The organism is Bradyrhizobium sp. (genome assembly GCF_030654605.1).
Taxonomy (GTDB): Bacteria; Pseudomonadota; Alphaproteobacteria; order Rhizobiales; family Xanthobacteraceae; genus Bradyrhizobium.
The window spans coordinates 1-12,821 of sequence record NZ_JAURXB010000194.1 but is presented as its reverse complement, the minus strand read 5'-3'; the positions used below and the strand labels follow the sequence as shown (position 1 = coordinate 12,821).

General features: G+C 63.6%; 13 protein-coding genes and 1 pseudogene. 3 read left to right on the top strand and 11 right to left on the bottom strand.

Going from position 1 to position 12,821, the window contains the following annotated elements; translation table 11 throughout:
• From Q7U29_RS17975 to Q7U29_RS17955, 5 genes are all read right to left on the bottom strand, one after another.
• Positions 1 to 1,993: acetate--CoA ligase family protein (locus Q7U29_RS17975; protein ID WP_304743704.1), on the bottom strand; the 1,993-nt coding region annotated here is incomplete at its 3' end.
• A 310-nt stretch (positions 1,994 to 2,303) separates the two neighbouring features.
• Positions 2,304 to 3,773 (bottom strand): ammonium transporter, encoded by a 1,470-nt coding sequence (locus tag Q7U29_RS17970; protein WP_304743702.1) that lies wholly within the window; start codon positions 3,771 to 3,773, stop codon positions 2,304 to 2,306.
• 37 nt (positions 3,774 to 3,810) lie between these two features.
• The gene (locus tag Q7U29_RS17965; RefSeq protein ID WP_304743700.1) at positions 3,811 to 4,149 is read right to left on the bottom strand and encodes a P-II family nitrogen regulator; all 339 of its coding nucleotides are present in this window, start codon (positions 4,147 to 4,149) and stop codon (positions 3,811 to 3,813) included.
• 307 nt (positions 4,150 to 4,456) lie between these two features.
• Positions 4,457 to 5,770: an ammonium transporter gene (locus Q7U29_RS17960; RefSeq protein WP_304743699.1), complete on the bottom strand. Its 1,314-nt coding sequence runs from the start codon at positions 5,768 to 5,770 to the stop codon at positions 4,457 to 4,459.
• Between the two features lie 89 nt (positions 5,771 to 5,859).
• A complete protein-coding gene (locus Q7U29_RS17955) occupies positions 5,860 to 6,198 on the bottom strand; it encodes a P-II family nitrogen regulator (RefSeq protein WP_304743697.1) in 339 nt (112 codons plus the stop codon).
• A 237-nt stretch (positions 6,199 to 6,435) separates the two neighbouring features.
• On the opposite strand from Q7U29_RS17955, the gene Q7U29_RS17950 reads away from it, so the two are divergent.
• Complete coding sequence (locus tag Q7U29_RS17950) at positions 6,436 to 7,305, top strand: DUF4339 domain-containing protein (RefSeq protein WP_304743695.1); 870 nt, start codon at positions 6,436 to 6,438, stop codon at positions 7,303 to 7,305.
• Between the two features lie 15 nt (positions 7,306 to 7,320).
• Here Q7U29_RS17950 and tesB read toward each other — a convergent pair whose 3' ends face one another.
• A complete protein-coding gene (tesB, locus tag Q7U29_RS17945; protein WP_304743693.1) occupies positions 7,321 to 8,181 on the bottom strand; it encodes an acyl-CoA thioesterase II in 861 nt (286 codons plus the stop codon).
• Positions 8,182 to 8,402: 221 nt separating this feature from the next.
• Here tesB and Q7U29_RS17940 point away from each other — a divergent pair, with 221 nt between their 5' ends.
• Positions 8,403 to 9,623 (top strand): ubiquinone biosynthesis hydroxylase, encoded by a 1,221-nt coding sequence (locus Q7U29_RS17940; protein WP_304743692.1) that lies wholly within the window; start codon positions 8,403 to 8,405, stop codon positions 9,621 to 9,623.
• 147 nt (positions 9,624 to 9,770) lie between these two features.
• Here the strand turns inward: Q7U29_RS17940 and Q7U29_RS17935 are convergent, their stop codons facing one another.
• Both Q7U29_RS17935 and Q7U29_RS17930 read right to left on the bottom strand, forming a co-directional pair.
• Positions 9,771 to 9,968, bottom strand: a complete 198-nt coding sequence (locus tag Q7U29_RS17935; protein WP_304743690.1) for a Trm112 family protein — start codon at positions 9,966 to 9,968, stop codon at positions 9,771 to 9,773.
• A 64-nt stretch (positions 9,969 to 10,032) separates the two neighbouring features.
• The gene (locus Q7U29_RS17930; protein WP_304743689.1) at positions 10,033 to 10,569 is read right to left on the bottom strand and encodes a TetR/AcrR family transcriptional regulator; all 537 of its coding nucleotides are present in this window, start codon (positions 10,567 to 10,569) and stop codon (positions 10,033 to 10,035) included.
• 108 nt (positions 10,570 to 10,677) lie between these two features.
• On the opposite strand from Q7U29_RS17930, the gene Q7U29_RS17925 reads away from it, so the two are divergent.
• A complete protein-coding gene (locus Q7U29_RS17925; protein WP_304743688.1) occupies positions 10,678 to 11,028 on the top strand; it encodes a hypothetical protein in 351 nt (116 codons plus the stop codon).
• A gap of 28 nt (positions 11,029 to 11,056) precedes the next feature.
• Here the strand turns inward: Q7U29_RS17925 and Q7U29_RS17920 are convergent.
• The 3 genes and pseudogenes from Q7U29_RS17920 to Q7U29_RS17910 form a co-directional block, all read right to left on the bottom strand.
• Positions 11,057 to 11,224, bottom strand: a pseudogene (locus Q7U29_RS17920) (DUF1801 domain-containing protein); the annotation flags it as partial.
• Between the two features lie 26 nt (positions 11,225 to 11,250).
• Complete coding sequence (locus Q7U29_RS17915; protein ID WP_304743686.1) at positions 11,251 to 12,216, bottom strand: helix-turn-helix domain-containing protein; 966 nt, start codon at positions 12,214 to 12,216, stop codon at positions 11,251 to 11,253.
• 316 nt (positions 12,217 to 12,532) lie between these two features.
• A partial coding sequence (locus Q7U29_RS17910; RefSeq protein WP_304743684.1) for a hypothetical protein occupies positions 12,533 to 12,821 on the bottom strand: 289 nt, incomplete at its 5' end.

Below are 12,821 nucleotides of genomic sequence, written 5' to 3'. Positions count from 1 at the left end.
TGATCAACTGCCTGGCCTCGGCGGCGTCCAGCGGCGCGCCGGCCAATGCGACGTCCTTCATCAGCTCGATGTCGACGCCGCCGGTGCCGAACAGCACCACCGGTCCCATCTCGGCGTCGAGCGCAGCGCCGACCACCAGTTCGAGGTCGGCCTTGACCTGCTGCGCGATCAGGATGCCTTCGAGCTTCGGCTTGCCCTTGAGCTTCTTGACCCGGTTGGTGATGTCGGTGAAGGCCTTCTTCACCTCGGCGGCATTGTTGATGTTCAGCACCACGCCGCCGATGTCGGATTTGTGCAGGATGTCCGCGCTGACCACTTTTGCAACCACCGGAAAGCCGATCTTCCTGGCGATCTTGACCGCTTCCGCCGCGGTCTGAGCGATCTCTTCTTTCGAGACCGGGATGCCATAGGCCTTCAGAAGCTTCTTCGAGGCGACTTCGTCGAGCGCCGCCGCGCCATTGGCGTTCTTCAGCGTCTTCTCCAGCGTCGCGCGCGCCGAGGCGCTCGAACTCGATACGATGTCCGGCACCACCTTGCGCAGGCCGGCATAGTCGATCAGCGATTTGATCGCGCCGACCGCGCGATCGAGCCCCTGCATCACCGCGATGTTCGGCAACGATTTGCGCAGGCCCTTGGTGAATTCGGTAAAGCCGATCGACATCGTCGAGATGTAGACCACGGGCTTGGAGGCCGCGCCGGCCATGTCGTTGACGATGCGCAGATTGCGCTCGCGCAGTTCGTGCGGCGCTTTCGGCAGTTCGGCATCGATGATGACGATGTCGGTGTCGGGATCGTCGATCATGACCTGGATCGACGCCATATAGACCGAGGGATCGACCACCGCGGCAAAACCCGCGTCGAGCGGATTGCCGACGATGCTGCCGGGGCCGAGCATTTTTGCCAGTTTCGCGGTGGCGTTGGCGCTCAGCGGCGCAAAGTTCAGCCCGGCCGAAAAGAACGCGTCGATCAATAGGCCGCGCTTGCCGCCGGACAGCGATACTGCGGCGAGCCGGTTGCTCTTCGGCGGTTCGGCGTGAACGAAGCATTCGGTGGTTTCGATCAGCTCATCGAGGCCACGGACGCGAATCACGCCCTCCCGCGTCGAGATGGCATCAAACGTCTCGATCGAGCCGGCCAGCGCGCCGGTATGGGCCATCGCGGCGGCGCGTCCGCCCTCCGATGCCCCGAGCTTGAGCGCGATCACCGGCTTGCCGGCGGCACGCGCGGCCTTGCAGGCCTCGCGGAACACCTTGGTATTTCGCACGCCCTCGAGATAGACCACGATCACGCGAACCGAGGGATCGGCGGCGAAATAGCTCATCAGATCCGGCGTTTCGAGACCGGTTTCGTTGCCGGTCGTCACCATGTAGCCAACGCCGACGCCACGATCCTCCAGCGCCTGGCGGATCGCCATCACGATCGCGCCGGATTGGCCGGCGATCGCGACGGGACCCGCCTCCATCGTGACGATGCGGTCGTCGATGTTGGTGAAAAGGTTTTCGCCGGCGCTGAGATTGCCGAGGCAGTTCGGGCCGGTGACGGCGAGGCCGGTTTCCTTGACGGCCTGCTTCAGCTCGACCGCCAGCTTCTGGCTTTCATCGTCCTGCAATTCGCTGAAGCCGGAGGTGACGATGGTGGCGGAACGGGCGCCGGCTGCTGCGGCATCGCGGATCACCTGCACCGCGAAACGGGCCGGCACCAGCACCAGCACGTGGTCCGGCTTGTCCGGCAGGCTGGCGAAATCCTTGTAGCAGGGAACGCCCCAGATGGTTTCGCGCTTCGAATTCACCGGATAGAGGCCGCCCGCGAACTTGTACTTGACCAGGTTGTTCCAGATCCGCTCGGCATAGTTGCCGGGCTTGTCGGTGGCGCCGACCAGCACGATGTTGCGCGGATGCAGCATCGCATGGATGCTTTTCACGATCTCGCTGGCGTCGGGGGCGGGGGACCATTTGCCGGCCGAACCGGACGCATTGCTGGCGTGGGCTTCCATAGGTATTTCCAACCCTTCGTTTCTTGTTCTGCGGCAGCAAGCGATTCGATGGCGAGTGTGCATCTTTAGCCGCTGCGTGGCGGTTCGCCCATCTGGTTCACCGGTCCGGAAACAAACAGATCATTTCCGCCCGCGTCAACACGCAGCTGTCCGTCGGCTGGTTCCGGTTATTCCGTGGCGCGGTCTTACGCGGCAAAAAGAAAGGGGCCCCAGCTTGCGCTGGAGCCCCTCGACGGTCGGGGCATTGCCGGGTATGTGCCCAAACCGTAGTTCTGGGCGCGACCTCGTGAGGTTGCGCCCCCGGGAGACCTCACATGTTGTAGGCGCGTTCGGTGTGCTCGGTGATGTCGAGACCCTCGCGTTCCACCTCGACGGTGGCGCGGAGGCCGACGATCACATCGACGACCTTGAACAGGATCGCCGAACCGATGCCCGACCACACCAGCGTGGTGGCGACGCCCCAGAACTGCGACGTCATCTGCGCGACCAGGTCGTACTCCGCGATCTTGCCGATCGTGTAGTCCATGACGCCGGTGCCGCCGAGAGCCGGATTCACCAGGATGCCGGTGCCGAGCGCACCGACGATGCCGCCGACGCAATGGACGCCGAACACGTCGAGCGCGTCGTCATAGCCGAGCGCGTTCTTGATCACGGTGCAGAAGAACAGGCAGACCACACCGACCACGAGACCGAGCACGATCGCTCCCATCGGACCGGCAAAGCCGGCCGCGGGCGTGACCGCCACGAGTCCAGCCACCGCGCCCGACAATGCGCCGAGCAGCGAGGGATGGCCCTTGATGATCCATTCTGCGAACATCCAAGCCAGCGCCGCCGCCGCAGTTGCGACGAAGGAGTTGGTCATGGCGAGCGCGGCGCCGCCGGAGGCTTCGAGATTCGATCCGGCGTTGAAGCCGAACCAGCCGACCCAGAGCAGCGAGGCGCCGATCATGGTCATGGTCAGCGAATGCGGAGCCATCAGGTCCTTGCCGTATCCGGTACGCTTGCCGATCAGGATCGCACCGACGAGACCGGCGATGCCGGCGTTGATGTGCACCACGGTGCCACCGGCAAAGTCGAGCGCGCCCTTCTTGAAGATCCAGCCGGCATCGTCCGCAAACGCGGTCTTCGCGGTTTCGAAGGCGGCGGTCGCAGCTGTCTTGGCAGCGCCGTCGGCTGCGGTTTCCACGGCCTTGAGCGCCGCGGAGATCGCGTCCGGTCCAGCCCAGTACCAGACCATGTGCGCGATCGGCAGATAGATCAGGGTGACCCAGAGCGGGACGAAAAGTGCTACCGCGGCGAACTTCATGCGCTCGGCGAATGCGCCGACGATGAGGGCGGGCGTGATCGCCGCGAAGGTCATCTGGAAGCAGATATAGATCAGCTCCGTGATGTTGACGTCAGCGGTGAAGGTCGCAACCTGGGCATCGAGAATGGTCTTGCCTTCGGGCGCGATCTTCAGGAAGGCCTTGGAGAAGCCACCGATGAAGTCCGAACCGCCGGTGAAGGCCAGGCTGTAGCCGTACAGCACCCAGATGATGGTGACGATGCAGACGGTGTAGAAAACCTGCGCCAGCACCGAGAGCATGTTCTTGGAACGGACCAGGCCGCCATAGAACAGCGCAAGGCCGGGGATCGTCATCAGCAGCACCAGCACCGTCGATGTCATCATCCAGGCATTGTCGCCCTTGTTGACGGTTGCCTCGGCAAAGGCAGAGGTAGCGGCGAGCAGGCCAACTGCGAAGGCCGCCAATCCCGCGCTATAGGGACGTTTGAACGTCATTTGTTTTACTCCTGAGTGGAAAAGGTTGAGCGCGAAATCAGAGGGCCGCGGCATCGGCCTCGCCGGTGCGGATGCGGACCGCATGGTCGAGGTTGATGACGAAGATCTTGCCGTCGCCGATCTGTCCGGTTTTGGCCGCCGTGGTGATGGCATCGATGGTCTTGTCGACCTGGTCCGAGGCGATCGCGACCTCGATCTTGATCTTGGGCAGGAAGCTCACGGCGTATTCGGCACCGCGATAGATTTCCGTATGGCCTTTCTGCCGGCCGTATCCCTTGACTTCCGTCACCGTTAAACCGTGAACGCCAATGGCGGTCAGGGCGTCCCGGACTTCTTCGAGTTTGAATGGCTTGATGATCGCCATAACAATTTTCATGGGTCCTATCCCCGCTTGGGCCCGGACCAGACACGACCGGGCGTTCTCGACTGAGGTTCACCACGCGAAGAAGTTCACTACGCGGGCACAGCCAGACCAGATAGAATCAAATGCCGTGCCAGATCGGCGGCATTCCCTAACGGATTATGAACGCGGGTCTTTTCGGGCTTTTCGGGAATCGTCCCTACCTGCGCTATTCCGCCGCGCCTAAAGCCTAGCCATGCCTGCTCAGTTATGAGGCAGGACAGACTGCGGACATAATCGTGCCCATGGGGCGGGCAATTTGCGGGTAATTAGGTAGAGAAGCCTATTGAAGCGCCTCGCCATGCTGCGAAATATCCAGGCCTTCCATTTCCTGCTGCAGCGAAACCCGCAGCGGCACGAAGGCGCCGACCAGCTTCAGCAGCACGAAGGTCATGCCGCCCGACCACAGCAGGGTGACGGCCACGCCGTAGAACTGGATCAGCAATTGCCGCCCGTTGCCCTCGAGCAGGCCGGAGGTCCCGCCGATCGCTGATGTCGCGAACACGCCGGCCAGCAGCGTGCCGGTCATTCCGCCGATGCCATGAACCCCGAAGACGTCGAGCGAATCGTCGTAGCCGAGGCGCTGCTTCAGGCTGGTGCAGGCCCAGAAGCACAGCATGCCCGCGATCACGCCAATGACGATGCCGTGCCAGGGCTCGACGAAGCCCGAAGCGGGCGTGATGGTGCCCAAGCCCGCCACCGCGCCGGAGATCATGCCGAGCACTGACGGCTTGCGCCGGGTCGACCATTCGACCGCGGCCCAGGTCAGCGCGCCGGCGCAGGCGGCAAGGTGCGTCGCCGTGATCGCCATCACCGCGCGGGGACTGGCTGACAGCGCCGAGCCGCCATTGAAGCCGAACCATCCGACCCACAGCATGCCGGTGCCGATCACCGCGAGCGACAGATCGAACGGCGCCAGATTTTCGGAGCCGTAGCCATGACGCTTGCCCATGACCTTGGCCGCGACCAGGCCGCCGATGCCGGCGGACAGATGCACCACGAGGCCGCCGGCGAAATCCAGCACGCCCATGGTGGCGAGGAAGCCGCCGCCCCAGACCCAGTGTGCCAGCGGCACATAGACGAACATGAACCAGCCAACGGAAAACAGCAGGTAGGCCGAGAACCGCATGCGGTCGGCCACCGCACCCGCCACCAGCGCGACCGTGATGATCGCAAACGTCATCTGGTACAGCATGAACAGCGCTTCCGGAATCGTCTTCGCCGCCGGGTTGACGTCGTCCATCTTCATGCCGGCGAGAAACCAGCGATCCAGCGTTCCGAGCCACGGACCGTCGCCGACGAACGCCAGCGAATAGCCGAACGCGACCCAGAGAACTGAAATCAGCGCCACGGCGGCCAGGCTCTGCGCCATCGTCGCCAACACGTTCTTCTTGCGCACCATGCCCGAATAGAACAGCGCCAGGCCCGGGATGGTCATCATCAGCACCAGCGCGGTGGCGGCGATCATCCAGGCGGTATCGGCGGCATTGATGCCGGACGGTTCAGCGGCCAGAGCCGGCGTCACCAGCGATACCAGCAATGATGCGATCGAAAAGGTCGCCGCAGCGCGAGCTGCGTGACGTGGCAGAACCCCCATGATGTTTCCCCAGCCTGTTATCGAAATAAGTGTCTTGATGCGATGTCTTCACGCGGTGTCCTGGAGCGCCGCTGTGCCGTGAAAGCCCGTCAGAGCGCGTCGCTGTCGGTTTCGCCGGTGCGGATGCGCAGCGCATGATCGATAGGTGTGACAAAAATCTTGCCGTCGCCGATCTGGCCGGTGCGGGCGCTTGCCGTGATCACCTCGACCGCCTTGTCCGCGATGTCGGAGGCGACCGCGATCTCGATCCGCAGCTTGGGCAGGAAGTTCACGACATATTCGGCGCCGCGATAGATTTCGGTGTGGCCCTTCTGGCGGCCGTAACCCTTGACCTCGGTCACCGTCATGCCGTGGACGCCGATGGCGGTGAGCGCCTGGCGGACTTCGTCCAGCTTGAACGGTTTGATGATCGCGACGACGAGTTTCATGGTCAGGCCTTATCTTCTCAATTTCGGTAATTGGGCGTCGGGTGATTTGCGCCGGGCCAAATCTGGCATCTTTCTGGGCAAATGGCACAAAAAAGTTGCAAGCGGTGGGAAAACATTTGTGGCCGGCCGCCGGCATCCCTGTACAGGGGCCCGGATCGTCCGCCACAATGGCTTTTTGCGGTGCCGGAGCCTTGACGTGGAGGCACGCCGCCGCGGTCAACCGGGGGAGAAGATCATATGGCGGCTCGATCCTGGTTTTATGCATCCGAGGGCCAGCAGCAGGGGCCCTATCCCGAGATCCAGCTTCGCGAGTTGATCGCCCGGGGCACCATCACCGCGGACACGCTGGTCTGGACCGAGGGCATGGCCAACTGGCAGCGGGTGGCAGAAATTCCGGGTCTCGCGCCGGGCGCCTCGAGCCCGCCGGCGATGCCGCGTACGGGCACCGCCTTGCCGCGCACCGGCGGATATAGCGACGGGCCGCTGTCGGTCGACCTGCCGCTGTGGGGCTTCCTCGGTCGTGTCCTGCTGCTGGGGATCGGATCCCTGCTGGTGATTCCCGCGCCGTGGACCGGCACCGCGTTCTATCGCTGGATGGCGTCGCGAACCCAGGTGCCCGGACGACCCAATTTCGCCTTCACCGGCCAGCCCACCGACATCTGGTACGTCTTCATCGCGCTGGGGCTGCTGAACTATGCGAGCGTATACGACAGCACCATGCAACTTCTCGCTATTCCGGTTTCGGCATATCTGTCGTGGATATTGCTGCGATGGCTCGCCGGCAATCTCAGCTCGAACGGCCAGCCGCTTCCGATTGCCTTCAACGGCAGCGCGGTCACCTTCATCGGCTGGCAGTTGCTGACATACATCTCGTTCATCACCATCATCGGCTGGGCCTGGGTCACCGCGGCCTGGGTGCGCTGGATCTGCCGCAACATCAGCGGCACGCGCCGTGAGGTGATCTTCAACGGTTCGGGGTTGGAAATCCTGTGGCGGACGATCGTACTCGGGATCGGCTGCGCCTTCCTGATTCCGATTCCGTGGGTGCTGCGCTGGTATAACCGCTGGTTCATCTCCCAGTTCGAGCTGGTCGAGCGAACCGCCTGACGCAAGCTTCGCCGCTCACTTGCGCTCGCGCAGCGAGCCTTCCTGCGCCACGGAAGCCACCAGCGTGCCGTCCTGCTTGAAGATCATGCCGCGGGTGAGGCCGCGGCCGCCGCGCGCGCTCGGTGAATCCTGCGCGTAGAGCAGCCATTCGTCGGCGCGGAACGGGCGGTGAAACCACATCGCGTGGTCGAGGCTCGCCGGCATCATCCGCTTGTCGAACAGCGTCCGGCCGTAACGCGCCATCGCGGCATCCAGCAGCGAAAAATCCGAGGCATAGGCCAGCGCGCACATGTGCAGCGCCGGATCGTCGGGCAGTTTCGAGGCGGTCCGGATCCAGACATTGATGCGGCCGTCGTCGATCTTCTGGCCGAAGTAGCGTCCGAGCTCGACCGGGCGCAGTTCGATCGGACGGTCCGACTCGTAATAGCGCCGGATGAATTCCGGCATCTCGCGGAACATCGGCTGTTTTACAATCTCGTCGGCGGTGAGCTTTTCCGGCGGCGGCACGTCGGGCATCTTGTCCTGGTGGTCGAACGCGCCTTCTTCCTCGACATGAAACGACACCATGATCGAGAAGATGGCGTTGCCGTGCTGGATCGCGGTGACCCTTCGGGTCGAATAGCTCTTGCCGTCGCGCAGCCGCTCGACCTCGTAGATGATCGGAATCTGCGTATCGCCGGGCAGGATGAAATAGCAATGCAGCGAATGCGGCAGCCGGCCCTCGACGGTGCGGCACGCCGCCACCATGGCCTGCCCGATCACCTGCCCGCCGAACACCCGTTGCCAGCTCGTCTTCGGGCTGTTGCCGCGGAACAGGTTCACCTCGATCGGCTCGAGATCGAGAATGGAAATCAGGTCGATGACGCCTTTGGACATGGCCGCGCTTTCGGTAGGTTTTCGTCGTTCCGGGGCGATGCGAGGCATCGAACCCGGAACCTCGGGATTCCCCGATGTGCAATAGCACATCTGAGGTTCACGCTATCGCATGCCCCGGAATGACGAACAGAGATATTTCACCCTTGTTTCGCGTCCCTGTTTCACCCAGCTATAATCAGGTAGCAAGGGTAGTTTCGTGACGCGAGCAAGCAGGTTTGGACATGTCGGCACAGCGTAGCATTGTCATCGGCGGGGGCGCGTTTGCGGGGCTGGCGCTGGCGCTGGCCCTGCGTCAGGGCCTCGGCCCCGAAATTCCGGTCATTGTCGCCGATCCGGCGCTCGGCTTGCGGCCGAGCCGCGATCCCCGCGCCACCGCGATCGTCGCGGCCTGCCGCCGGCTGTTCGCAGCCCTCGAGGTGTGGGATCAGGTCGCCGCCTCCGCGCAGCCCATCCTCGACATGGTCGTTACCGATTCCAAGGTGGAAGACGCCACAAGGCCGGTGTTTCTGACCTTCGCCGGCAATGTCGAGCCCGGCGAACCGTTCGCGCACATGGTCGAGAATCGTCATCTGATCGACGCGCTGGTCGCGCGCGCCGAGGCCGCGGGCATCGATCTCAGGGCCACCGCGGTCACAAGTTTCGAGTCGCGCGGCGACGGCGTCGATGTGACGCTGGCCGACGGCAGCGTCATCGAGGCGAGCCTTTTGGTCGCCGCCGACGGCGCGCGCTCGAAGCTGCGCGAGCGCGCGGGCATCGCCACCCATGGCTGGGACTACGACCAGTCCGGCATCGTCGTCACCGTCGGCCACGAGCGCGAACATCACGGCCGCGCCGAAGAACATTTTTTGCCGGCGGGTCCGTTCGCGATCCTGCCGCTGACCGGCAACCGCTCGTCGCTGGTGTGGACCGAGAAGCGCGCCGAAGCCGCGCGCATGGTGGCCCTGAGCGAAGAGGAATTTCACGGCGAACTCGAGCAGCGCTTTGGCTTGCACCTCGGCGAGATCAAGGCGCTCGACAAGCCCCGCGCGTTTCCGCTCGGCTATTTCGTCGCGCGCTCCTTCATCGGCGAGCGGCTGGCGCTGGTCGGTGACGCCGCGCATGTGATTCACCCGATCGCGGGCCAGGGACTCAATATGGGCCTGAAGGATGTCGCTGCCCTTGCCGAAGTGATCGTCGATGCCGCGCGGCTCGGCATGGATCTGGGGCAGGCCGACGTGCTCGACCGCTATCAGCGCTGGCGCCGGTTCGACACCATGGCGATGGGGCTCGCCACCAATTCGCTCAATCTGTTGTTCTCCAACGAATCGACGCTGCTGCGCACGGTGCGCGACATCGGCCTCGGCCTGGTTGACCGCGCCCCGCCGCTGAAGAGCCTGTTCATCCGCCAGGCCGCGGGCCTGTCCGGCGACGTGCCGCGGCTGCTGAAGGGCGAGGCGTTGTAGCCCGGGCAGCAAAAGCGTCATTGCGAGGAGCTTTTGCGACGAAGCAATCCATCTCACAACCGGCGCGGTTGTGAGATGGATTGCTTCGCGGAGCCTGTCATCGGGCGCGCATTCGCGCGACCCGTTGGCTCGCAATGACGGATTGCGCTAGTCGATCTTCCTTGCCTCTTCCGGCAGCATGATCGGGATGCCGTCGCGGATCGGATAGGCGAGCTTGGCCGAACGCGAGATCAGCTCCTGCTTCGCCGCGTCGAACTCCAGCGGGCCCTTCGTCAGCGGACAGACCAGGATTTCCAGCAATTTGGGATCGACGGTGCCTTCAAGGCGTTCGGACGGGGAGGTCATGCGGTGGTCTCCGGCTCGGGTTTCGATCCCTTAGCATATTCGTTCGGCACGGCCAGCCGCCCGGTCATCGCGCCGCGATGGCGAGCAATTCGTCGAGCACGGCGGCCTGTTTGGCCTTTGGCAGCTTCTGTTCCGATAGCGCATAGCCGAGATACGCCCAATAGAGAATCTGCGCTCGCGCCCGGGCCACCGCGGGGGGCAGGCCATTGGCCCGGAACAGGTCTTCCACGTAGCTCAGCCGGCGCCGGTCGATCGCCTGCACCGCCGCCCGGGCCTTGGGATCGACGCTTGCCCAGGTGCGGACCGCGCTCTCCAGCGCCGGCCGGTTGCCGAACGCGCCGCGCAGCAGCCGCGGCAGCGGATTGGCGGAGCCGGAGGCGGCTTCGAGGTTGGCGATGACCTGTTCGGCGGCGACATCGCGCCAATGCGCGAGGATTGCGGCGTGGAACGCGCCGATATCGGCGAAGTGCCAGTAGAAGCTGCCCCGCGACACCCCCATCGCCTTGGCCAGCGGCTCGGCCTTCAGCGCCGTGAAGCCGCTGGCGGCCAGCGTCTCGAGGCCCTGATCGAGCCAGTCTTTGGCGGAAAGTTGATCGGCCATAGCGACGCTTGTGCAGCTCCTTGCGACATCTCACCATACACTACTGTATTGACATCCCTCGGCGCAACCTTCATAAGCACCATACAGTTATGTATGGAGACCGGTCCGATGCGCGATCTTCTGTTGCAATGTTCAGGGGTCGCCGCGATCGCGGTGGCGCTGATTCACGGCGTGCTCGGCGAAACAAAAGTGTTCGCGCGCGCCACCATCGAGCCGCCGCGGCTGCGCCAGCTGATCCGGCTGGTCTGGCAGGCCGGCACCGTGGCATGGATCGGCGGCGGTGTGCTGCTGATCGCGGCGCCCTGGATGGCCTCGGAGCCGGCCCGCCACTGGATCATCGTCACGCTCGCCGTCGTGTTCGGATTTGCCGCCCTCGCCAACGCATGGGCGATGCGCGGCCGGCACTTTGGCTGGGTCGCGTTGAGCGGCGTGGTCGCGCTGGCGGTGGCGGGATACTAGAAGCTTCGATGCTCGTGTGACCGAAGCCTCACGCGCTTGATTTCCTTTTGGCCGCCCGCGCAGAAATGTTCAGCGTCACTGCGGCGCGAACGAGCGCCTTCAGCGCCTTCTCATTGATATTGTCGCCCTCGTGGATATCGATGGCGCGCCGGACGTTGCCTTCGAGGCTGGAGTTGAAGAGGCCTGTGGAATTTTCCGTCCGCAGTACTGCCGGACGCGCCATCAGGCAATTGGGGCGGACCGCTTCAGGGTCTCGGACGGAAGCTCTCCAAAAGTGAGCCGGAAGTCCCGTGCGAAATGGCCGGGATTCTGAAATCCGCATTTCAGCGCGACCTGAATTACCGCGGTGCGTTCGTTCGAGTGTTCGAGCATCTCGCGCGCCCGGTCCAGTCGTACTCGCTTGGCAAAGTCTGCCGGCGAGTAGCCGCGGTCTCTCTTGAACTGCCGGAACAGGCTCCTGGCGCTCACATTGGCCACCGCAACCATCGCTTCGATATCGATGGGCTTGTCCCAGTTCGCCTCGATGAATTCCTCGACCCGCCTGACCGCCGAAGAACCGGCTGGCAACGGCTCCCGCAGAAGGAACTGCGTATAGCTGTGCCGGTGGCACATCAGAAACTTCATGATCACCATGCGCTCGACTTCCGCGGCGGCGAGGTCGGAGAAAAAAGTGCCGCGCTCGTTGAAGTCCGTCGCGAAGCTGAAGATTCTGCGTCGCAACGCGTCCATCGCGGGACTCCGGTCGACGTTGTCGTCAAACACCAGGTCCCTCGAAACCTCCTGTCCAATCAGCGCGGCGAGATGGCGATGCAGCGCCGCGGATTCGATTCGCAGCACGAGCTGGCGATAGCGGCCCTTGAAATCGAGCCTCACGGGTCTCCCTTGCGGCAGCACCATGGTCCACGACCCAGGTGCAATGTCGCCGGCCCGGCCATCGACCGTGTACTGCCCCGAGCCCTGGATATTGAAGATCTGGCGGACGAAGGTGGCTTCGCCGAAGTCCGTCGACACATCGCTGGCGAAGTCGCAATAGGACAATGCAAGGCCGGTCATCTGCAGATGGTTGGCCTGAACCCCAAACCCGCTCCGGTCGCCGCCGATGTCGAAGCCTGTGGCTCCGAAGACTTTGCACAAGCGGTTGCGCGCGAACGCCGGGTCGCTCGTTCGTATGACCGGATAACGGCTCAACAAAGAAGATCGTGAAGGCATTCAGCGAATCAGGTCCAGTTTGAGCGGCGTTATATGATGCCTACACTTTCTTCTCCGAGCCACCAACAATCGGGACAGCTACGAATCGCCGCGGCTGTATTCAAATCGCGCCTCGGACAACCAGATACCGCCACGCCTTCCGGTAGCCGGTTAGTGGTGTCCCGTTTCTTCGTGGCGGAATCCGGCTGTACCGTCGCCGAACGGTCTAAGCCCGTACTAACCCGGATGAATTAGCCTGCAGTCGGTCGCTCGGTGTCGAGCGTGTACTCCTCGTGATCGACGGGTTGAACCAATGTCAAATGTAGTTAGCCTTCGGGCGGAGCGATACGCGCGAGCATCGGCAGGCCTGCCGCCGCCGGCCCTCGAGGAGGCCGACCAGGTCCAACTGCGCTCCCGGATCATCGACGCTCAGTCGAAGGCAAGGGAGCAAATCTTTCGTTCTATCCTGTTGCTGGACATCGCGGCCCAGCACGCACGCCAGATAGCGAAGCGAACAGACAATCAAGCGGTGAAAAAGAGCCTTTGCGATCAGGTCAGTCTTGTCGAACAGCTGCTCCAGATCGCCCGCGAGATGGCGCTGAAGC

Bases quoted from the DNA above. Each gene is read 5' to 3' on its own strand.
- Q7U29_RS17970 (WP_304743702.1), bottom strand. From the start codon at position 3,773: ATGACGTTCAAACGTCCCTATAGCGCGGGATTGGCGGCCTTCGCAGTT.
- Q7U29_RS17965 (WP_304743700.1), bottom strand. From the start codon at position 4,149: ATGAAAATTGTTATGGCGATCATCAAGCCATTCAAACTCGAAGAAGTC.
- Q7U29_RS17960 (WP_304743699.1), bottom strand. From the start codon at position 5,770: ATGGGGGTTCTGCCACGTCACGCAGCTCGCGCTGCGGCGACCTTTTCG.
- Q7U29_RS17955 (WP_304743697.1), bottom strand. From the start codon at position 6,198: ATGAAACTCGTCGTCGCGATCATCAAACCGTTCAAGCTGGACGAAGTC.
- Q7U29_RS17950 (WP_304743695.1), top strand. From the start codon at position 6,436: ATGGCGGCTCGATCCTGGTTTTATGCATCCGAGGGCCAGCAGCAGGGG.
- tesB (WP_304743693.1), bottom strand. From the start codon at position 8,181: ATGTCCAAAGGCGTCATCGACCTGATTTCCATTCTCGATCTCGAGCCG.
- Q7U29_RS17940 (WP_304743692.1), top strand. From the start codon at position 8,403: ATGTCGGCACAGCGTAGCATTGTCATCGGCGGGGGCGCGTTTGCGGGG.
- Q7U29_RS17935 (WP_304743690.1), bottom strand. From the start codon at position 9,968: ATGACCTCCCCGTCCGAACGCCTTGAAGGCACCGTCGATCCCAAATTG.
- Q7U29_RS17930 (WP_304743689.1), bottom strand. From the start codon at position 10,569: ATGGCCGATCAACTTTCCGCCAAAGACTGGCTCGATCAGGGCCTCGAG.
- Q7U29_RS17925 (WP_304743688.1), top strand. From the start codon at position 10,678: ATGCGCGATCTTCTGTTGCAATGTTCAGGGGTCGCCGCGATCGCGGTG.